This window comes from Archangium gephyra (assembly GCF_042230915.1).
In the GTDB taxonomy this organism is placed as follows: domain Bacteria; phylum Myxococcota; class Myxococcia; order Myxococcales; family Myxococcaceae; genus Archangium; species Archangium gephyra_B.
Window position 1 is genome coordinate 1,882,242 of the sequence record NZ_CP102578.1, and the last position, 19,002, is coordinate 1,901,243.

Annotated in this window: 17 protein-coding genes; 11 read left to right on the forward strand and 6 right to left on the reverse strand. The window is 70.6% G+C overall.

The features are described 5' to 3' along the window. The first annotated feature begins 107 nt into the window (after nucleotides 1–107). Nucleotides 108–974, forward strand: a complete 867-nt coding sequence (locus tag NR798_RS07535) for an FkbM family methyltransferase (protein WP_375770748.1) — start codon at nucleotides 108–110, stop codon at nucleotides 972–974. A gap of 15 nt (nucleotides 975–989) precedes the next feature. On the opposite strand, the gene NR798_RS07540 is transcribed toward NR798_RS07535, so the two are convergent. Beyond that, nucleotides 990–2,162, reverse strand: a complete 1,173-nt coding sequence (locus NR798_RS07540) for a glycosyltransferase family 4 protein (protein ID WP_375770749.1) — start codon at nucleotides 2,160–2,162, stop codon at nucleotides 990–992. A 173-nt stretch (nucleotides 2,163–2,335) separates the two neighbouring features. Here NR798_RS07540 and NR798_RS07545 point away from each other — a divergent pair, with 173 nt between their 5' ends. The 3 genes from NR798_RS07545 (at nucleotide 2,336) to NR798_RS07555 (ending at nucleotide 5,990) form a co-directional block, all read left to right on the forward strand. Continuing rightward, a complete protein-coding gene (locus NR798_RS07545) occupies nucleotides 2,336–3,820 on the forward strand; it encodes a glycosyltransferase family 4 protein (protein ID WP_375770750.1) in 1,485 nt (494 codons plus the stop codon). Then, on the forward strand, nucleotides 3,817–4,854 hold the full coding sequence (locus tag NR798_RS07550) for a nucleotidyltransferase family protein (RefSeq protein WP_375770751.1): 1,038 nt from the start codon (nucleotides 3,817–3,819) through the stop codon (nucleotides 4,852–4,854). The genes NR798_RS07545 and NR798_RS07550 overlap by 4 nt, the downstream gene beginning before the upstream one ends. Nucleotides 4,855–5,417: 563 nt before the next feature. After that, nucleotides 5,418–5,990: a hypothetical protein gene (locus tag NR798_RS07555; RefSeq protein WP_375770752.1), complete on the forward strand. Its 573-nt coding sequence runs from the start codon at nucleotides 5,418–5,420 to the stop codon at nucleotides 5,988–5,990. Between the two features lie 23 nt (nucleotides 5,991–6,013). On the opposite strand, the gene NR798_RS07560 is transcribed toward NR798_RS07555, so the two are convergent. Next, nucleotides 6,014–6,424 carry a DUF6567 family protein gene (locus NR798_RS07560; protein ID WP_375770753.1) on the reverse strand — a complete coding sequence of 137 codons (411 nt, stop codon included), beginning with the start codon at nucleotides 6,422–6,424 and terminating at the stop codon, nucleotides 6,014–6,016. Between the two features lie 79 nt (nucleotides 6,425–6,503). Further along, nucleotides 6,504–7,844: a DUF418 domain-containing protein gene (locus tag NR798_RS07565; protein WP_375770754.1), complete on the reverse strand. Its 1,341-nt coding sequence runs from the start codon at nucleotides 7,842–7,844 to the stop codon at nucleotides 6,504–6,506. 189 nt (nucleotides 7,845–8,033) lie between these two features. Here NR798_RS07565 and NR798_RS07570 point away from each other — a divergent pair, with 189 nt between their 5' ends. Beyond that, complete coding sequence (locus tag NR798_RS07570) at nucleotides 8,034–9,005, forward strand: nucleotidyltransferase family protein (protein ID WP_375770755.1); 972 nt, start codon at nucleotides 8,034–8,036, stop codon at nucleotides 9,003–9,005. 87 nt (nucleotides 9,006–9,092) lie between these two features. After that, nucleotides 9,093–10,391, forward strand: coding sequence for a UDP-glucose dehydrogenase family protein (locus NR798_RS07575; protein ID WP_375770756.1), 1,299 nt, complete (start codon nucleotides 9,093–9,095; stop codon nucleotides 10,389–10,391). Between the two features lie 245 nt (nucleotides 10,392–10,636). Here NR798_RS07575 and NR798_RS07580 read toward each other — a convergent pair whose 3' ends face one another. Beyond that, nucleotides 10,637–10,930 (reverse strand): hypothetical protein, encoded by a 294-nt coding sequence (locus tag NR798_RS07580; RefSeq protein WP_375770757.1) that lies wholly within the window; start codon nucleotides 10,928–10,930, stop codon nucleotides 10,637–10,639. A gap of 179 nt (nucleotides 10,931–11,109) precedes the next feature. On the opposite strand from NR798_RS07580, the gene NR798_RS07585 reads away from it, so the two are divergent. Beyond that, the gene (locus NR798_RS07585; protein ID WP_375770758.1) at nucleotides 11,110–13,728 is read left to right on the forward strand and encodes an O-antigen ligase family protein; all 2,619 of its coding nucleotides are present in this window, start codon (nucleotides 11,110–11,112) and stop codon (nucleotides 13,726–13,728) included. Between the two features lie 10 nt (nucleotides 13,729–13,738). Here the strand turns inward: NR798_RS07585 and NR798_RS07590 are convergent, their stop codons facing one another. Continuing rightward, on the reverse strand, nucleotides 13,739–14,242 hold the full coding sequence (locus NR798_RS07590; RefSeq protein WP_375770759.1) for an aminoacyl-tRNA deacylase: 504 nt from the start codon (nucleotides 14,240–14,242) through the stop codon (nucleotides 13,739–13,741). A 99-nt stretch (nucleotides 14,243–14,341) separates the two neighbouring features. Next, nucleotides 14,342–15,667: an N-succinylarginine dihydrolase gene (gene astB, locus NR798_RS07595; protein ID WP_375770760.1), complete on the reverse strand. Its 1,326-nt coding sequence runs from the start codon at nucleotides 15,665–15,667 to the stop codon at nucleotides 14,342–14,344. Nucleotides 15,668–15,672: 5 nt separating this feature from the next. Here astB and NR798_RS07600 point away from each other — a divergent pair, with 5 nt between their 5' ends. From NR798_RS07600 to lptB, 4 genes are read left to right on the forward strand one after another with little or no spacing between them, the layout of a single operon-like run. Further along, entirely contained in the window at nucleotides 15,673–16,599 is a 927-nt protein-coding gene (locus tag NR798_RS07600) for a lysophospholipid acyltransferase family protein (protein WP_375770761.1), read from the forward strand. Nucleotides 16,600–16,613: 14 nt separating this feature from the next. Beyond that, a complete protein-coding gene (gene lptC, locus NR798_RS07605) occupies nucleotides 16,614–17,129 on the forward strand; it encodes an LPS export ABC transporter periplasmic protein LptC (RefSeq protein WP_375770762.1) in 516 nt (171 codons plus the stop codon). Further along, the gene (locus NR798_RS07610; RefSeq protein WP_375770763.1) at nucleotides 17,126–18,064 is read left to right on the forward strand and encodes an LptA/OstA family protein; all 939 of its coding nucleotides are present in this window, start codon (nucleotides 17,126–17,128) and stop codon (nucleotides 18,062–18,064) included. Before lptC ends, NR798_RS07610 begins: the two co-directional genes overlap by 4 nt. Continuing rightward, a complete protein-coding gene (gene lptB, locus NR798_RS07615) occupies nucleotides 18,061–18,798 on the forward strand; it encodes an LPS export ABC transporter ATP-binding protein (protein WP_375770764.1) in 738 nt (245 codons plus the stop codon). The genes NR798_RS07610 and lptB overlap by 4 nt, the downstream gene beginning before the upstream one ends. Nucleotides 18,799–19,002: the final 204 nt, after the last annotated feature.

The following is a 19,002-nucleotide window of genomic DNA, read 5'->3' on the forward strand; positions in this document are numbered from 1 at the left end:
TCGTGCCCACTCTCACATGTTATCCGCTGGCTCTTCCAGCATGCAGGCAACAGCTCCACCCCGGGCTGACTTGAGCCCTCCCGGGTGGACGCCTATAAGCGCGCCCCATGCGGATGCCCTGGTGGATGCAGGCGCTCAAGCGCCGGGTGGCGATTCCTGTTCTCTGCCGGACCCACCCCGAGGTCCAGGTCCGGGTGAATGACTACCTGATGAAGGTGGACCTCCGGGATGAGATCGTCGGCACCCTGCTCTATGTCGAGGGGGACTACGAGCCCGAGTTCCGCCGGCTGCTGGAGCACCTGGAGCTGGACGGCGGGGTGTGCCTGGACATCGGCGCCAACATTGGCCTGCACACGCTCACCCTGAGCCGGCGGGTGGGACCGCATGGCAAGGTCATCTCCTTCGAGCCGGAGCAGCACAACCACGAGCTGCTGCGCGAGAACCTGCGCCTCAATCAGGTGCGGAACGTGGACGCGCGCCGCATGGCGGTGGGGGAGCGGATGGGCTCCGTGCGCATGGCGCTCCACCCCTACAACTACGGCGACCATCGTGTGGCGGGCGAGGGCGCGAGCGGCTCGGGGCAGGAGGTTCCGCTCACGACCGTGGACGAGGCGGTCAAGGACATCCCCGACGGGGAGATCCGTTTGGTGAAGATCGACGTCCAGGGGTACGAGCAGAACGTGCTCGAGGGCATGCGGCGCACGGTGGCGCGCAACCCCGGCATGGTGGTGCTCCTCGAGGTGTTCCCCGAGGCGCTCCAGCAGGCCGGCTCTTCCGCCTCGAAGCTGGTGCGGACGTTGGTGGACATGGGCTTCGGCGGTTGGGAGATCCACCAGCGCCGGCTGATTCCCCTGGGCGAGCCCTGGGTCTACGACCAGATGTGGAATGGCTGTGAGGCGAACCTCGTGCTCTCGCGGGACACCGGCCGGCTGAAGCAGGTGGTGGGCCGGTGCTTCGGCCGCACGCTGCCCTGAGGGCGCGCGCTTCAGTCAGGGCGTGACGGACTCGAACCACGTGCGCAGGCGGGCCAGCGGGTCCGCCGCCACGCGGGCCTCGACGGCGGCGCGTGCCCGCTCTCCCATGCGCGGCAGCTCCGCACGGCGTTGAATCGCCTCCTCCAGCGCCGCGGCGAGCGCCTGCTCCCGGCCCGCGGGAACGAGCCAGCCCGTGCGGCCGGGCTCGACCCAGGCGGCGGCACCACATTGGTCCGTCACCACGACGGGCAGCCCGCAGGCCATGGCCTCGGCCACCACGAGCCCGAAGCCGTCCTCCAGCGAGGGCAGCACGAAGAGCTCGGAGCGCTGGTAGACGGGGCGCGGGTCTCCCGGGCTGGCCTCCACCTGGAGCCCCTGGCGCTCGCGCTGGAAGAGGCGCCGGGACACCCGGTCTCCCGTGGCGCCGACGATGTGGAGCTGGACGCGCCCGGCGCCCACCTGGCGCACCGCGCGCAGCAGGTAGTGGAAGCCCTTGCGCACGTCCAGCGAGCCCACGAAGCACACGCGCAGCGGCCCCTCGGGGGCGGGCCGCGCGGGTGGAGGCTGGAAGTGCTCCAGGTCGATGGGCAGGTCGATGACGGAGATCTTCCCCCCGGGCACGCCACGGCGGACGAGGGAGTCGCGGGACCAGGGGGAGGAGACGCGGATGGCGCTGGCGAGCGCATACTCACGTTCAATCCGGCGCACGGCCGCGGGGGTGGGGTGTCCCAGGTGGGGGCGGCGGGCCTGGCGCCACGTCTCGTGGACGTAGACGTCCCGGAAGCCGGCGATGTGCCCGTTGGGGTTGTCGGCCACGCAGGGCACGCCCGCGCGCCGGGCCCACTCGAGGGACTCGAGCCCCACCTGCGTGAAGGTGTACAGCCGCGAGGGCCGCAGGTGCTCCAGGCGGGCCGCGGCCCATTGCCCGAGGTGCTCGTCCAGGTGGAGCTGGAGGGCGCCGGTGAGCCACCGGTAGGGCGTCCAGCGTTGCACCGCCGCGAGCAGGGGGCGCGGGGGCGTGTGCCAGACGATGCCCGGGAGCGAGGCCAGCCGGGCGTCGGTGGGAGGCGGCCCGAGCACGTGCAGGGGCGTCCCCGCGCCGGAGAGCGCGCGCAGCAGGGTGGCGGCGTGTCTCCCCATGCCCCCCGCGCCCGCGGCGGCTCCACTGACGAGGGCCGTGCTCGACATCCGTCCCCCATACCCGATTCCACCCCGGTGCGACAGGACAGGCGCGGGGAGTGCGCGTTTGTTGGCTGCTGGGTCCTCCAGCATGCAGGCAACAGTCGCATGGCACCGGGGGACATTGACGCTCCGTGCCCCGTCCCGCCACCATGCGCGCCCCTGGGGGTGGAGGTCGAGAGATGATTACCTATCTGGTGGCCTTCCTCGTCGCGCTGATGGTGGCGCTGGTGCTGACGCTGGTGGTGCGCAACCGCGCGCTGGCCTGGGGTCTGCTGGACCAGGCCAACTCCAGCCGCAAGGTGCATGTGCGGCCCATCCCCCGCCTGGGCGGCATCGGCATCGTGGGCGGCTTCTTCGCGCCCCTGTGCGCGCTCTTCCTGGTGGACTCGGGGGTGGGCTTCCACTTCCGCTCGCACACGGCGCTGGTGTGGGGGCTGTTCGGCGGCGGGGTGGGCATCGCGGCGCTGGGCCTCTACGACGACCTGCGCGGCGCGGGCGCGAAGCTGAAGTTCAGCGTGCAGCTGCTGTTGGCCCTCGGACTGTACGCGCTCGGCTTCCGCATCGAGCTGATCGCCAACCCCTTCGGGCCGCCGGTGCCGCTGGGGCTGCTGAGCCTGCCCTTCACGGTGCTCTGGGTGGTGGGCGTCATCAACGCGCTCAACCTCATCGACGGGCTGGACGGGCTGGCGGGCGGGGTGGCCTTCTTCGGGGTGGGCACCAACTTCATCCTCGCGCTCAGCCGCGGGGACGTGCTGCTGTGCCTGGTGATGGCGGCGCTGGCGGGGGCCATCCTCGGCTTCCTCGTCTTCAACTTCAACCCGGCCTCCATCTTCATGGGGGACACGGGCAGCATGTTCCTCGGCTTCGTGCTGGCGGCCGTCTCCATCAAGACGAGCGCCAAGAGTGGCACCGCGGTGGCCATGCTGGTGCCGGTGATGGCGCTGGGCCTGCCCATCATGGATACGCTGCTGGCCATGGTGCGGCGCTCGGTGCTCGGCCGGCCCATGTTCAGCGCGGACAAGGAGCACATCCACCACCGGATGATGAGCCGGCTGGTGCTCAGCCACCGCGCGGCGGTGCTGGTGCTCTACGGCCTGTGCGCCCTCTTCATGCTGACGGCGCTCGGCCTGCACTGGGCCAACACCGCGCAGAGCGCCATGCTGCTCACGGGCATGGCGGTGGTGGTGGCGGTGCTGATGCGCAAGCTGGGCTACCTGGACCTGCGGCACGCCGGCGTCATGGGCGAGGCGCGGCGCAAGAACATCCGGCTGCGCTCGCTGGTGAAGGACGTGACGGACGCGGTGCGCGCCGGCAACGGGGTGAAGGACCTCTGGGACGCGGTGCGGCCGCTGGCGGAAGCGCTCGACGCCTCGCGCCTGGAGCTGCGCCTGGTGCGCCAGCGCGAGGGCAACCGGGACGGCCTCACCTTCGAGACGCAGCGGCCCGCGGGCTCGGCGCTGCCGCTGGAGGTGTTCCTGGACGTGAAGAGCGGGGAGGAGACGCTCGGCCGCTTCACGATTGCCTGGAGTGACGGGCGCGCGGAGATCAACCGCGACGAGGAACTGGCGCTGGAGCTGGTGGCGGACGCGGTGGGAGACCGGGCCGCGAAGTTGCTGGCGCGGGCGGATGCGGATCCGCAGCGCGTCGTGGCGTTGCGCCGGTGAGTGGCGAGGGCGCGGGCGCGCTGCTGGAGGTGCTCCGGGCGTGGCCCGAGGCCCCGCGTGACGCGGTGCCCGCGGACATGGCGGCACTGGTGCACGCGGCGGCCCGGCATGGGCTCGCGGGCTTCGTGCAGCACGCGCTGGGGCGCTCGGGCTGGACGCTGGACGAGCCGGTGCGCACGAGCCTGCGCCGCGAGGCCTTGGCCCAGGCCGCCCGGGGCATGCGGGTGAAGGCGCTGCTGGTGCGCGCCCTGGATGCACTGGCCGCCGTGGGGGTGGTGCCGGTGCTGCTCAAGGGGTACGGGCTGGGCCTGCGCCTCTACCCGGAGCCGCTGCAGCGGGCCACCACGGACGTGGACGTGCTGGTGGCGGACGCGGAGGTGGACGGGGCGTCAGGGGCCCTGGTGGGACTGGGGCTGAGGCCGCTCGGCGAGGCCGCGGCGGCGCATGCGCGGGAGCACGAGCACCACCTGACGTTCACCGGCCCGGCGGGGATGGTGGAACTGCACTTCCGCGCGCTGGTGGGGTACGGGCAGACGCTGGAGGCACAGGCGCTGCTGGCCCGAGCGGAGGAGGCGGTGCTGGAGGGCCGACGCGTGCGCTACCTGCGCGCGGAGGACGAGCTCGTCTACCTGGCGATTCATGCGAGCAACCACCTGTTGCAGCGGCTGGCGTGGCTCTTCGATTTGAAGCTGCTGGTGCTGGCGCGGCCGGGGCTGGACTGGGGGCGGGTGGTGGAGGTGGCGAGGGGGACGGCATTCCCGCACCTGGCCTGGTACGCGCTGGAGGCGGCGCGGAGGCTGATGGGGGCCGCGGTGCCGGAGGAGGTGCTGGCGGCCCTGGCGCCCCCCGCGTGGCAGCGGCGGATGGCGGCGCGCTTCTTCACGGCCGGGAGGTTGCTGGAGACGGAGTTGATGAACCACAAGCCGGCGTGGGTGGCGGCCAAGCTGCTGCTCGCGCCCCGGCTGCTGCCCATGGTGCGCTACACCCTGCGCCGGCTGCGGGACGACGGGCTCACGGTACTGCGCCCGAAGTGACTCCCTGCCTGCATTGCCCGATGCACGCCATATTCCGCACTGAACACGGCGGATTGAAGACAGGGTTCTTCATCGACGCATGAGTGACGGCGTGCGACCGTGCCGGGGTGGATTGCTTGAACGCGTTCAAGCCGCTCGTGTGGCTTCGGTTGATCGTCCTGGTACTCCCGCTGCTGGGCTGCGGGACTCAACTCAAGTTCGTCACGGTTGTGCCTAGAGACGGTATCGGGCCAAGTGGTTGGCAAGCAGCATGTCTCGAAGCCAACGTGCAGAACATGACGACCGGAGATTCTTCGGTGTGCGCACCAATATAGAAATGCCAATCGAGACCCTGGCGGATGGCTACATCCCATCTTGGGAAGCGGCGGAAATCGCAGCGGAATGCATCAATGATGCCTCGGAGCTTGTTATCCGGCCCGCTCCACCCGATAGCCCCTCTGCTCTCGTATGCAGAAGCTTCAAAGACACCTTCCAGGAGATTTTGAAGAAGCGTGTTCGTGGGTCACGTGTCGAGGTTGGTTGTAAAACGGGCATTCCCGTGACACGCGTTGGCTTCTGAGCCCATGAAACTCTCAGCCGAGCAGTTGCTGGCCATCGTGCGCGACTATTGGCCTTCGGAGGATCTGGACGCTTACTGCGGGTTCAAGCGGACTCCGGAACAAGAGAGATTCGACGAGCTCTGGAAGCGAGAGCTCGAGAAGATTGACCGGTGGCGGGCCTTTCTCGCCTCGTTTCGCGCGGAGCTGCCCGAGTTCACCCTCTCAGACATCACGGCTCCGGTCGACGCTTCCTTCCGTTGTGGCGCGTACGCGAAGGCAGACCCTCAACAGCCACAGCGTGAGTGGGTCGTCGTCGGATGCCTCAGCATTCTGGCGCCTGTCTACACCGTCTATGGTGTGCAATACACAGACGACGGAAAGAAGCGGAGCCACGAACTCTTCTTTGAACCGCTTCCGCCCAAAATGAGGGCTCCCGCGGACCTCATCGCCAGGAGAATCGAAGCAAGATTCGAGGCCACCGCGCTTCCGCGCGAACTCGCCGAGACTCCCATTCCTCTCTACGTGGAGCCTCGGAAGCCGCCGGACACCACGCTCTTTCATGCGCTGTTCATCGGTGACCCCGAACGATTGCCCTGACTCCTGCCGCTGGCGCGGGCGGACTACTGCGACAGGGAGGCGCTCGACACCTTCGGGGCGCCGGGCGCAGCCGGGGTGAGCTGGAACACGTCGCCGGAGATGTGGACGGTGTGGCTGCAGTAGAACACGAACGAGCGGATGGTGTGGTCCTCGCGCAGGTTCATCACCACTTGGTTGGGCTCGAGCTGGGCGGCCGCGTACAGGTTGCGCATCGCCGTGTCGTACAGCGTCGAGGAGATCGGGAAGAGGCAGAGGACGGAGCCGCTGGTGGCCGAGCCGCTGACGGACTGCACGTAGCTCACGCCCGCGACATCCATCTTGAAGTCGAAGCGCTGGCTGGAAATGGAGTCGCGGAGGAATCCGCCGGAGATGCCGCAGCCGGCGAGCAGGCCCAGTCCGAGGGCGAGGCTGGTGAGACGAAGGCTCTGGTTCATGGGAGCGCAGCCAACCGCCGGCCACCCGGAGACGTCAAGCCTTCCGGGCGGCCGGACCGCGCCTCTCACCACGTGTGCGTCAGACGGCCGTGGCGGCCGCGGCGGTGGGCGCCGAGGGCTGGCGCATCGGCTGGGCCTTGCCGTACGTCAGCGAGCGCCACACCCACTCGGCGGGGCCGAAGCGGAAGCGCGCCAGCCACCAGTGGCTGAGCACCACCTGCACCGCGAAGATGCCCAGGGTGAGCGCGATGTTCGTCGCGGTGCTCGTCTTCCCGATGAGCCCCAACCCGAAGCCGTAGAAGACGAAGAGGCTGATGACCGTCTGGCTCAGGTAGTTCGTCAGCGCCATGCGGCCCACGGGGGCGAGCACCATCAGCCGCCGCTGCCACGTCTCCCGCTGGAAGAGGAGCACGATGCCCGAGACGTAGACGGCGGCGAGGCCCACCTCGTTGAGCTGCCGCACCGGACCGAGGAGGACCGTCCACGACGCCTGCGGATCGATCATCTTGTTGCGCATCATGTACCCCACCGCGATCCCCACCGCGCTGGAGAGCACGGCGATGACCAGGCTCCAGCGGAACAGCTTGCGGAAGAAGGCCAGGTGCTGAGGCGCGTCGTGGAAGAGGCGACTCCGCCCGGCCAGGAACCCGAGCAGGAACCGGCCGAGCAGGGCGAACAGCACGGGCCCCAGGCCCTGGATGAACTGGCCGAAGTAGTAGCGGGCGTTGGCGCGCACCACCTCGAAGTAGGTGCCGCTCGAGAAGGCCTCCATCGTCTCGGCCCGGGCCTGGTTGGAGCGCTCCATGGCCGCCTTGGCCGCCTCGGCTCCGGCCTCCGCTCCGCCACTGCCCAGCAGCGCCGGCAGGTGCTTCATGGCGAGGTTCACCACGACGGGCGAGATGAAGATGAGGATGGCGGCCCAGATGAGCAGCGCCTTGTCGCCGCGCTTACGGAACAGCAGCAGCGCGAAGCCCAGGGTGGCGTAGGTGGTGAGGATGTCGCCGAGCCACAGCCCGAACAGGTGCACGCAGCCGATGAGGAACATCACGCACAGCCGCCGCATGTAGAGCGGGGCGATGGCGGCACCGCGCGCCTCGGCTCGCATCATCTGCACGGAGAAGCCCAGGCCGAAGAGGAACGAGAAGATGGTGATGAACTTGCCGAAGATGAGCGTCCCGTTGGTGTACATCAGGGCCGTGTCCAGCCCCGAGGCCGAGGCCATGAAGGCCTCCATCTGCGGGCGCGTCATGTAGGCGCGGCCGGAGAACCACATGAGGACGTTGGACAGGAAGACGCCGCACAGTGCGAAGCCGCGCAGGGCGTCCAGCAGGGCGAGTCGTTCACTGCCATCGACCGGACGGGCTTCGTCCTGGGCGGCGGGGAGGGGGGCGGGCGGTTGGCTCATGGCCGGAAAAGACATGCCGAACTTGTGCCAGCCCGCCCCTATTCCCAGCGGGCAGGAGACCGCCGGGCCCTGAGCCCCCAGGCTGTCCGTATCCGGACAGCGCCGTTCCATATCCGGACAATCCCGTCCCGGCGGGGGAGATCCGACAGGCGCCGCGGCTTCCGATTGCGTCATGTACGTGGGAGTCGTTAAAGCTGCGGCGCCATGGCCATCAGCCTCCTCGACACCATCCGCGTCCTCGCCTCCTTCGACCCGCCCCGTGGCTCACTGCGCGGGGCCCCCTGGGAGGAGTACGTGGAGTGGGCCATCGCACACGGGTTGGCGCCGCTGGCCTCCTACAACCTCCAGTACCGTCTGCCCGGAGTGGATGCGCCGGACTGGGTGAGAGATCGGCTGCTGAGCGTCTACTCGGGCTCGGTCAATGACAACGTGATGAAGCTCGTCAACTTCAAGCGCTGCGTGGACGAGCTGGAGGGCCGCAAGCTGCTCCTCATGGGGGCGGCGTCCTTCGCCGACACGCTCTACCCGCACGTGGCCTTCCGCCCCGTGCTGGAGCTGCAGCTGCTGCTCAAGCGCATGGACGTGGACGGCTTCGCCGGCTACCTCGCCCAGCACGAGTTCCGCCCGGAGCCCAACGAGCCGCCCCATGGCGCGCTCAAGGTGGTGTCCGACGGGCGCACCGCCATCTTCCTCTACGCGGACGTGCTCGGCGCCGAGCGCCGTGCCGAGGTGCAGGGTATCTTCGAGCGCTCCCACCCCATGAAGATGTACGGCCCGTCCCTCTTCCGTCCGGACCTGGAGGACGCGGTGCTGCTGGTGTGCCTGGAGCAGGCGCGCGAGGGCTACCAGGTGCCCTGGCTGTCCTTCGTGGACCTGCGCGAGCTGATGACGGGTGCGAAGGCGATGGGCGGCGTCTACTCGCGCTCCGTGGACGGGGCGGTGCTGTTGGAGCGGGCGAAGGCGTGGAAGCTGGAGCGTGCCCTCTACACCTCGCTGTCCATCGTGGCGCGGCTCTTCCCCGAGACGGCCGAGGCGCTCGGGCCCGCCCTGCCGCCGCTGCGCCGCGCCACGCGCGAGCTGCTGGACCGGCTGGTCGTCCAGCCGGCGAGCGAGCCGGGGAAGATGAGCCATGTCCGGGGCTCGGAGCGGCTGCGCCGGTTGCTGACCGGGCAGTGAGGCGAGGAGCGGAGCCCTACTCGCCCCTTCCCCCCGATGCCCGTCCCGGCGTAAGAGCGTTCCCGGCTGCTGAAAGCCAGGACGCTCATGCACATCGCCATCATTGGAACCGGTTACGTTGGACTGGTCGCGGGCACCTGCTTCGCGGACTCGGGTAACGACGTCGTCTGCGTGGACATCGACACGCGGAAGATCGCCCAGCTGCAGCAGGGGGAGATTCCCATCTACGAGCCGGGGCTGGAGGAGCTCATCCGCAAGAACACGCGGGACCGGCGGTTGAGCTTCACCACGGAGCTGGCGTCGGCGGTGGCGCGCGCGCAGGTGGTGTTCATCGCGGTGGGCACGCCCGAGGGCGAGAGCGGCGAGGCGGACCTGCAGTACGTGCTGGCAGCGGCCGAGCAGGTGGGCCGCGCCATGAAGAACTACACGGTGGTGGTGGACAAGAGCACCGTGCCGGTGGGCACCGCGGACAAGGTGCGCGAGGTCATCTCCCGGGTGACGAAGGTGGAGTTCGACGTCGTCTCCAACCCCGAGTTCCTCAAGGAGGGCGCGGCGCTGGACGACTTCCTCAAGCCGGACCGGGTGGTGATTGGCGCCGAGTCGGAGCGGGCGCGCAAGGTGATGGGCCAGCTCTACGCGCCCTTCGTGCGCACGGAGAACCCCATCCTCTACATGGACACGCGCTCGGCCGAGCTGACGAAGTACGCGGCCAACGCGATGCTGGCCACGCGCATCTCCTTCATGAACGACATGGCCGCCCTCTGCGAGCGGGTGGGCGCGGACGTGGACTTCGTGCGCAAGGGCATGGGCGCGGACAAGCGCATCGGCTATCCGTTCCTCTTCCCGGGCGTGGGTTATGGCGGCAGCTGCTTCCCCAAGGACGTGAAGGCGCTGGTGGCCAAGGGCCGCGAGCTGGGGATGGAGTTGGATCTGTTGCGCGCGGTGGAGCGCACCAACGAGCGGCAGAAGAAGCTGCTGGTGCACAAGGCGCTCAAGCACTTCGGCTCGCTGGAGGGGCGCACCTTCGCGGTGTGGGGCCTGGCCTTCAAGCCGAAGACGGACGACATGCGCGAGGCGCCGTCCGTGGAGGTCATCGAGGGCTTGCTGGCCAAGGGCGCGAAGGTGGCGGCGCATGACCCGGTGGCCGAGCGCACCGCGCGCCGCGTGCTGGGTGACCGCATCCGCTACACGACCGTGCCCTACGAGGCGCTGGAGGGCGCGGACGCGCTCTTCGTCGTCACCGAGTGGAACGAGTTCCGCCACCCGGACTTCGACCGCATGAAGGCGCTGATGAAGAGCCCGGTCATCTTCGACGGTCGCAACATCTACGACCCGGCGCGGATGAAGGAGCTGGGCTTCACGTACATGGGCCTGGGCCGGAAGTAGCCTCAGTGCAGCCAAGTGTCTCGGGCGTCTCACTCCGGCCGAAGCCCGGCAGGTCCGGCGCGAGCACCCGGCACGTGGGGGCGAGCCTCAGCAGGGTGGGGACCCTGTAGCGGCTGGAGACGACCAGCGTCGGTCACGTCCGTGGGCACCGCGAGCGCCTGTCCCGCGAGCTTTTCGCAATGTCCGGCGGCCTCGCCGGGCGGGCGCTCAGGCAACCGCCGGGCTGGCTGGAAGGCCCGCCGGATTCACTTCGCCAGGCCGCAGGCCGACTTGCCCTCGTCCGTCAGGAGGATGTCGCAGGTCGTCCGGTCGTCCGGGTCGATGGTGCAGGTCTCCAGCCGCGCATCACAGGCGGCGAGCTCCTCGTCGGTCGGCTCGATGCTCCGCTCGCGGTCGGCCACCGATTGGATGCACTCGTCGCGCTGGAACTGTTCGACGCAGTCGCAGAGCCGCTCCGACAACTGCCGGCACGGACTCTTGCAACCGGCGAGGGCAAGCAGGGCGGAGCAGAGCAGGGTGATGGCGGTGGAGCGGCGCATGGGGTGGGCGAAGATGCCAGAAGGCGCCCTGGATGCAAGCAATGGCAGCCGGAAGGTCGGAGGGTGGCTTCTCCGGCTGCTCACTTTCCGGGAGGCCCTGCCGTCCGGGTGTCCCTCGGGTGCGGCTCCGTCCACTTCCAGGCGTCTCGCCGGACCCATGCCATACTCGGGAGCCGTCCATGTCCTCCGCGTTCTCCTCCCGCTCGCGCACCTCCCGGTACACCTCCGGTGCGGAGGCGGCGCTGACGGTGCTGCTGGTGTTGCTGCCGCTGGCGCTCGGGAGCGCGCCCACCTGGGTGCACGGGCCGCTGGTGGTGCTCGCGGGCCTCGCCTTCGTGCTGGCGTGCGTGGGGGCGTGGAGGCAGCAGCGCTCCCTGCACCTGCCCCTGCTCGCGCTGCCCCTGGGCGCGGGGGCCCTGCTGTGCCTGCTGCAGCTCGTTCCGCTGCCGCCGGGACTCCTCGCCGTCCTCAGCCCCGAGGCGGCCGGGCTGCGCGATGTCGTCCTCGTCCCCCTGGGGCTGGACGGCCCGCGCCCGCTGTCGATGGATCCACCGGCCACCTGGCGCGAGCTGGCCAGACACCTGGCGTACCTGCTCACCTTCGTCGCTGCGGTGCAGGTGTGCCGCTCCGGACGCGCGCGCCGCCGGCTGCTGACCACGCTCGCCTTCACCGGGGCGGGAGTGGCCGTGCTGGGCCTGCTACACGCACTGCTCGGCCTCGACACGCTCTTCGGCGTCCTCGCCTTCGTCCACGCGCGCCCGCCGCTCGTCACGCCCTTCGGAAACCCCAACCACCTCGCGGCCTTCCTCGGCCTGTCGGCCACGGTGTCCCTGGGGCTCGCGCTCTCCAGCGAGGGGCGGACGCGCGCGGTGCCCTACGTGCTGGCCACCGTGCTGTCCGGAATGGGGGTGGTGCTGTCCCTCTCGCGCGGAGGCATCGCCTTCTTCGTCTTCGGGATGCTCGCCTTCGCCCTCCTGCTGCTCTCTCGCCGGGCGGGGACGGAGCGCGCCCGCACGTGGCGCCGGGGCGGCATGGTGCTGCTGTGCCTCCTCGCGGTGCTCGCGGTGGGAGGCCAGGCCGCCTCCGAGCACCTCGCGGCCGAGCTGCGGACGGCGGACAGCGTCGAGGAGCTGCGCCACAGCAAGCTGGAGCAGTGGCCGGTGCTGGCCTCGGTCGCGAGGGCCTATCCGCTCGGCCTGGGCCGTGGCGCCTTCGAGTCCGTCTTCCCACGCTACCAGTCGCAGCCCGTCATCCACACCGCGACGCACCCGGAGAACGCGGTGCTGCAGCTCGCCACGGAGTTTGGTGTGCCCGGGCTGCTGCTGCTCGCGGTGACGCTGTGGGGCTTCGGCCGGTTGTGGCGCCGGGAGGGGCTGGGCGCGGCGGAGCTGGCGGTGCTCGCGGGGGTGGCGGCGCTCGGGCTGCATGACCTCTTCGATTTCAGCCTGGAGCTGCCCGCGAGCGCGGTGGCGGCCTGGGTGGCGTTGGCCAGCGTGGCCCGTCCCGAGGACCGGCAGCGCGCCGAGGCCCCGCGTGGCCATGTGCCCCCGCGCGTGCTCGTGGCGGGAGTGGCCCTCACGGCGGTGGCCCTGGTGGCGCTCGTTCTTGGCTGGAGCACGCTGGAGACAGCGGAGGCGGAGCTCGGGAGGCTCGTCTCCGCGCGGGCCCCGCTTGCCGAGGTGCGCGCCCGGGGGCTCGCCCTCATCGACAGGCACCCGGCCGACCATGCCCTCCAGGACCTGGTGGGCCTGGCCTACGCGAAGGCGGGGCGCGCGGAAGCGGCCGAGGCGCTCGCCTTCGCCAACCGTGCCCTCTTCCTGAACCCGGTGGATGCGTGGGGCCACCGCGTGGCCGCGCACGCCCTGCTCACGCTGGGGCAGCGTACCCAGGCCTTCCTCGAGTACCGGCTGGCGTTCGAGGCGGGGGACCAGGCGCTGCTGTGGAGCGAGGCGCTCGAACGGGCGCGGACGCTCGAGGAGTTGCAGGCGCTCACGCCGGACACGGCCCGGCAGGCGGTGATCTTCGCCTCGCAGCTCCAGCGCGCGGGGCATCAGGAGCGGTTCCTTCCCTGGCTCGCCTGGGCGCGTGAGCGCTTCGACGCGGCGCCCGAAGCGGCACAGCTCTGGGAGCACGAGGCGCGTGTGCGGCTCCAGCGGCGCGAGCTGGCGGAGGCCGAGGCGGCCAGCGCGGAGGTCTCCCGCAGGGCTCCGGACGCGCTCTTCTCGTACCTGCTGCGCGCGGACGTCCTCCAGGCGCTGGGCCGGGGGAACGAAGCGGTCGAGGTGCTCGAGGCGTTGGGCCCCCGCTTCCTTGGCAACGTGGAGCTGGCGTTCGCGCTCGCGCGGCTGCAGGTGGACCTGGGGTTGACGCGTCGCGCGAGGGAGTCGCTCCAGCAGGTGAACCCCTTCGTGTCCAACCATTCGCAGCGCGCGCAGCTCTACATGCTCGAGGCCGCCAGCTACGAGCGGGAGGGGCTGCGCACGCGGGCGCTGGAGTCCTGGAAGTCCGCGGTGCGCATGCAGCCGAGCGGGAGTCTCTGGTTCAAGGTGGCGCGGCTGCACGAGTCGCTGCACCAGTTCGACGCCGCGGCGCGGGCGGTGCGCGAGGGCGTGCAGTTGCTGCCGGAGGCGCAGCGAGGGGAAGGGGAGGCGTGGGTGGCGCGCCTGGAGGCGGCGGAGCGCCAGCGGGTGGAGGAGCGGCGCCGGGAGCGCGGAGGCTCGGGCGGGGCGGATTCCGTCCTCCTGCGGGCCCTGGGCGCGGAGGAGGACCTGGGGACGGTGGAGGGCGAGGAGCCCTGAGCCCCGCGGCTCACGAGTGCATGTCGTGCTGCACCGTGTTCCGCCCCGCGTGCTCCTGGGTGATGGAGGCCGTCCTCGGTGACTCGAGGCCCATGAAGTCCTCGACGCTCACCTCCAGCGCCTCCTCATGGGAGCCCGCGCGCAGCAGCAGATCCTCCGCCACGCCGAGTCCCTCGTCCATGAGCACCGGCAGCCCGTAGAGGTGGCCGAAGGGGGGCTCCGCGCCCAGCTCGCAATCGGGGAAGCGGTTCGCGAACGCGTCCTCGCTGGCCAGCCGGGCCTCCCGGGCGCCGAGCACCTCGCGGACCTTCTCCACGTCCAGGGCGTCCGTCGCGGGGATGATGCAGATGCACAACTGCCCATCGGCCTCGACGATGACGGACTTGGCCACGCGGTAACCCGTTACGTGGAGCGCCTGGGCCAGCTCCTGCGCTGTCACCGCGCGCGGATGCCAGTGGCGAAGAAAGGGCACGTGCTGCTGATGGAGATAGTGCTGGATGGGCTCGGGGATCATGGGCGGTACCTTCTGTCTCGAAGGTGGACTGCCTTCGCCCTTCAGGCCACGGCTGGCCGGGCGCGTGCCTCCCGAGCGGGCGGGCACGCGCCCCGGGCCTCACTTCTGGAAGTCGTACACGCTGCCCAGGTTGAGGATGCGCGTCAGCTCGTCCAGGGCCGTCATCGTCTCGCGGGCCAGCTTCGGGTCCGCCAGGTCCTTGGCGCGCAGGTCCTCGCGGTAGTGCCGCTTCACCCAGCCGGCGAGCGCCTCGTGCAGCTCCGGGCTGTAGAAGACGTTGGCCTTCACCGCGGCGCGCTCGGTGTCGGTGAGCCACACGCGCTGGCGCAGGCACGCCGGGCCGCCGCCGTTGTTCATCGACTGGCGCACGTCCAGGTAATACACGCGCTTCACCGGGTTGTTCTCCGCCACCACGCGCTCCAGGAAGCGCCGTGCCGGCTCCGTCTCCCGGCTCTCCTCGGGGGCGATGATGGCCATGGTGCCATCCGGCAGCGTCAGCACCTGCGAGTTGAACGGGTAGGCCTTCACCGCGTCCCGCGCCGGTAGCTCCTCGGTGCTGGCCAGCACGGACGTGAAGCCCTCGCCCAGCTTCTCGCGCAGCGTCTTCAGCAGCCCCTGCGGGTCCACGAAGGCCAGCTCGTGCAGCATGAGGAAGCTCCCGTTGCCCACCGCCATCACGTCCGTGTGGAAGGCGCCCGCGTCGATGCCCTCGGGGGACTGCTGCGGCAGCAGCACTTGCTCCGGCGCCAGCTGGTGGAGCCGCGCGAGGGCCTGGCTGGCCTCATACGTCTGCCGCGCGGGGAAGCGGGTGGGGTGGCGCACGTCGTCTCGCCACGCGCTCCGGCCCCAGGCGAGCACGTGTACCGCCTTGTGCCCCGGGGTGACGAGCCGGGTGTGGTTGGCCGCGCCCTCGTCCGCGAAGTGCCCGCCGCCGGGCAGCGGCGCGTGCACGGCGAAGTGCTTCTCATCCGCGAAGATGGAGCGCAGCACCGCGTGCGTCGTCTCCGCCTCCAGCGCCCGGTGGAACATCTGCTGGAGGTTGGCCGGCGTCAGGTGCATGCGCCCGTCCGCCGTGTCCTCCGAGGGCGCCCCCGTGGCCGCGTTCGCCGTCCACATCGCCGCCGAGCTGGACGTCAGCCGCAGCAGATGATCCGCCTCCTTGCCGGCCCGGGTGATGACCTCCTCGTCCGTGCCGGAGAAGCCCAGCGCGCGCAGCGCCTTGAGCGAGGGCCTCGGCTGGGGCGGCAGCACGGCCTGGCCCACCCCCAGTCCCGCGACGAAGCGCATCTTCTCCAGGCCCTGGAGGGCCGCCTCGCGGGGATGGCTCACCTCGCCGCCATGCAGGGCGGACGCCAGGTTGCCGGGCGACAGGCCGCCATAATTGTGGGTGGGACCGACGATGCCGTCGAAGTTGTATTCGCGCATGGGATATGGAAACGCTCGTGGAGCGCCCACCCTTAGCAAAGCGCCTCAAGCGTTTCCTCCGCTACCTGCTCGTCCGGGCGGTATTGGCCGTGGTCAGCCGCCTGCCGCTGGGGTTCGCCCGGTGGCTGGGGGCGGGCTTCGGCCGGTTCGCCTTCGCCGTGGCCGGTGGGGAGCGCCGCAAGGCCTTGAAGTCACTGGCCCGCGCCTTCCCGGAGAAGTCCGACGCGGAGCGGCATGCGCTCGCCCGGGCCTCGTTCCGCCACCTGGGCATGGCCGCCTTCGAGGTGGGCGCCACCGCCGCCATGGACCGGCAGCTCGAGCGCTTGGTCCGCTGGCAGGCGGAGGACCGGAGCGTCCTGGAGGCCGCGCTCGCCCGGGGCAAGGGCGTCGTCTTCGTCTCCGGCCATGTGGGCAACTGGGAGCTGCTGGCCCGGCGGGTGGCGCGTGCGGGCTACCCCAGCCAGAGCATCGCCAAGGAGACCACGGACCCGCGGCTCACCACGCTCGTCGAGCGCTTCCGGGCCCAGGGCGGGGTGCGCAGCATCTGGCGCGGCCAGGAGGGCGCGGCCCGGGCCATGCTGCGCACGCTCAAGGCGGGAGAAATCCTCGGGCTGCTCATCGATCAGGACACGAAGGTGCAGTCCGTCTTCGTCCCTTTCTTCGGCGAGCTGGCGGCCACGCCCCGGGCGGCGGCGGACCTGGCGCTGCGTACGGGCGCGGCGGTGGTGGTGGGCTTCTGTCAGCGCGAGGGGGACGGCTACCGCCTTTGGATGCAGGAGGTCCCCTGGCAGGCGACAGGGGACCGCGAGACGGATGCCGTGACGCTCACGGCCGCTCTCTCGCTGAGCATCGAGGCAGCCATCCGCCGGGCCCCCGAGCAATGGGTGTGGATGCACCAGCGTTGGAAGACCCGTCCCACCCCTGCCGGGTGATAGAGATAGGCCTCGTGCGACGTCCCCTCCTCAGCCTCCTTGCCCTCCTGGCGGCCTGCGCTCCGAAGCAGGCGACCGAAGGTGCCGCGCCGCCCGCCGTGGTGATGCACGGGGCCCGGCTGCGCTCGTATGACGGCAGCACCCTGACCCTGACGGGCGAGGCCGAGCTGGCCACCTGGCAGCGCACGGGCGAGCTCACCGCCACCCGGGCCACCGTGCACGTGCCAGGCAAGGCCGGGCAGGCGGGCGGGGACACCACGGTGCGCGCGCAGCTCATGGAGGGCAGCCCCAGCACCCGGCAGCTGGTGGCCTCCGGAGACGTGGAGGTGCGCACGGCCTCCGGGATGGTGGCGCGCACCCCTCGGGCCACTTATGACGGGACCCAGCAACTGGCGCGCGGGACGGAGGGCGTGGTGGTGACGGGACCCAATGGCCAGATGCGGGCGGACTCCTTCACCCTGTCCTTCCCCACGGGGCAGTACGACTTCGAGGGCTCGGTGCACACCACCCTCCAGGGAGGCGCGCGGTGATCGAGTTCCTGGCCACGGCCTTCTTCGCCACCCAGCCGGTGCAGCCCGCCGCGGCCGTCTCCCCCACGGCCAGCCGCGCTCCCAGCGCCGTGGTGGCCTCCCCCAAGGGCGGCGAGACGGAGATCACCTCCAAGCGGATGACCATCCTGCGTGACCAGTCCACCCTCATGTTCAAGGAGGACGTGAGGGCCCGGCGCGAGTCGATGGACCTGCGCTGCGACGAGCTCACCGCGCACTACGCGCAGTTCAACGGCAAGTACACGGCGACGCGCGGGGAGTGCGTGGGCAACGTGCTCGCGGTGGACGGCGAGCGCACCGCCCAGGGCGAGCGGGCCGACTTCGACGTGCACAACCGCCTGCTGGTGGTGACGGGCAACCCCGAGGCGAAGGATCCCTCGGCGGACCTCAAGGGCTCCGAGCTGCGCCTGATGCTCGGCAGCCAGAACTTCGAGGTGAAGGACGCCACCGTCACCCTGAAGTCGGCGCCGCTCGACACGAAGGCGGGTCCGCAGAATACCCCGGTGGTCATCACGTCCAAGCGGGTGTCGGGCACGCGCGCCCAGGCCGTCTTCTCGGGCGACGTGGTGGTGAAGCACAGGACCATGGACCTGCGGTGCGACAAGCTGACGGCCTACTACAACGGGACCCGCGAGGTGACGCGGGCCGACTGCGCGGGCAACGTGCGCGCGGTGGACGGCGACCGCCGGGCCCGGGGCGAGCGGGCGCGCCTCAACGTGCCCACCGGCATGCTGGTGGTGACGGGCAACCCCGAGGCGGAGGATCCGATGATCCACTTCCGGGGCACCCAGGTGCGCATGGCGCTGGGGGGCAAGAGCTTCGAGGGGGATGACGCCACCGTCGTCTTCAAGACGGCGCCCCTCAAGGAGCAGGAGCAGCGGCGCAAGGACACGTCGGGGGGAGCGAAGAAGCCATGAGCAGCCATCTGTTCGCCGAGGGTCTTCAGAAGAGCTTCCGGGGGCGCCGGGTGGTGCAGGGCGTCTCCTTCCACGTCTCGCAGGGCGAGGTGGTGGGGCTGCTCGGCCCCAACGGCGCCGGCAAGACGACGAGCTTCAACATGGTGGTGGGCCTGGTGCGGCCCGACGCCGGGCGGGTGCGCGTGGACGCGGAGGACCTCACGTCCCTGCCCATGCACCGGCGCGCCCTGCGCGGCCTGGGCTACCTCCCGCAGGAGGCCTCCGTCTTCCGCAAGCTCACCGTGCACGAGAACTTCCTGGCCGTGCTGGAGCTGCAGAAGGGCCTGGACAAGGCCGGCCGCGAGCGCCGCGCCCGTGAGCTCCTGGAGGAGTTCGGCCTGTCCCACGTGGCCCACTCCTTCGGCGAGACGCTCTCCGGGGGCGAGCGCCGCCGCGCGGAAATCGCCCGCTCGCTCATCCCCAACCCCCGCTTCATCCTCTTCGACGAGCCCTTCGCCGGCGTGGACCCCATCAACGTGGGCGACCTCCAGCGGCAGATCGCCCACCTGAAGTCCCGCGGCCTGGGCGTCCTCATCACCGACCACAACGTCCAGGACACCCTGGGCATCTGCGACCGCGCCTACATCATCGCACAGGGGGAAATCCTGGAGGAGGGAACCCCGCAGCAGATTGCCTCCTCGGCGCGGGCGCGAGCGGTGTACCTCGGGGAGCGATTCCGCTTGCAGTCGGTTTGAGGGCCGAGATTCCGGCTCCACAGGTCTCTGGCGAGCCGGCCCCCGGCCCTCGCCGACCCGTCCCGGCACGTCCATTGCGCAACGTCTCCACGTTGGACGGAGACAGTGCAAGTGGGCGGAATAAAAGAAGAATTTCACAAAATGCAAAGTGCGGGCCGGACTCTCGGACACTGGACGAAGTCAGGGGGCCTTGCTACTTTGGCA

What these genes read in the sequence shown, in the direction of transcription:
- NR798_RS07535 (WP_375770748.1), top strand. Translation starts at nt 108, where the DNA reads ATGCGGATGCCCTGGTGGATGCAGGCGCTCAAGCGCCGGGTGGCGATT.
- NR798_RS07540 (WP_375770749.1), bottom strand. Translation starts at nt 2,162, where the DNA reads ATGTCGAGCACGGCCCTCGTCAGTGGAGCCGCCGCGGGCGCGGGGGGC.
- NR798_RS07545 (WP_375770750.1), top strand. Translation starts at nt 2,336, where the DNA reads ATGATTACCTATCTGGTGGCCTTCCTCGTCGCGCTGATGGTGGCGCTG.
- NR798_RS07555 (WP_375770752.1), top strand. Translation starts at nt 5,418, where the DNA reads ATGAAACTCTCAGCCGAGCAGTTGCTGGCCATCGTGCGCGACTATTGG.
- NR798_RS07560 (WP_375770753.1), bottom strand. Translation starts at nt 6,424, where the DNA reads ATGAACCAGAGCCTTCGTCTCACCAGCCTCGCCCTCGGACTGGGCCTG.
- NR798_RS07565 (WP_375770754.1), bottom strand. Translation starts at nt 7,844, where the DNA reads ATGTCTTTTCCGGCCATGAGCCAACCGCCCGCCCCCCTCCCCGCCGCC.
- NR798_RS07570 (WP_375770755.1), top strand. Translation starts at nt 8,034, where the DNA reads ATGGCCATCAGCCTCCTCGACACCATCCGCGTCCTCGCCTCCTTCGAC.
- NR798_RS07575 (WP_375770756.1), top strand. Translation starts at nt 9,093, where the DNA reads ATGCACATCGCCATCATTGGAACCGGTTACGTTGGACTGGTCGCGGGC.
- NR798_RS07580 (WP_375770757.1), bottom strand. Translation starts at nt 10,930, where the DNA reads ATGCGCCGCTCCACCGCCATCACCCTGCTCTGCTCCGCCCTGCTTGCC.
- NR798_RS07585 (WP_375770758.1), top strand. Translation starts at nt 11,110, where the DNA reads ATGTCCTCCGCGTTCTCCTCCCGCTCGCGCACCTCCCGGTACACCTCC.
- NR798_RS07590 (WP_375770759.1), bottom strand. Translation starts at nt 14,242, where the DNA reads ATGATCCCCGAGCCCATCCAGCACTATCTCCATCAGCAGCACGTGCCC.
- astB (WP_375770760.1), bottom strand. Translation starts at nt 15,667, where the DNA reads ATGCGCGAATACAACTTCGACGGCATCGTCGGTCCCACCCACAATTAT.
- NR798_RS07600 (WP_375770761.1), top strand. Translation starts at nt 15,673, where the DNA reads ATGGAAACGCTCGTGGAGCGCCCACCCTTAGCAAAGCGCCTCAAGCGT.
- lptB (WP_375770764.1), top strand. Translation starts at nt 18,061, where the DNA reads ATGAGCAGCCATCTGTTCGCCGAGGGTCTTCAGAAGAGCTTCCGGGGG.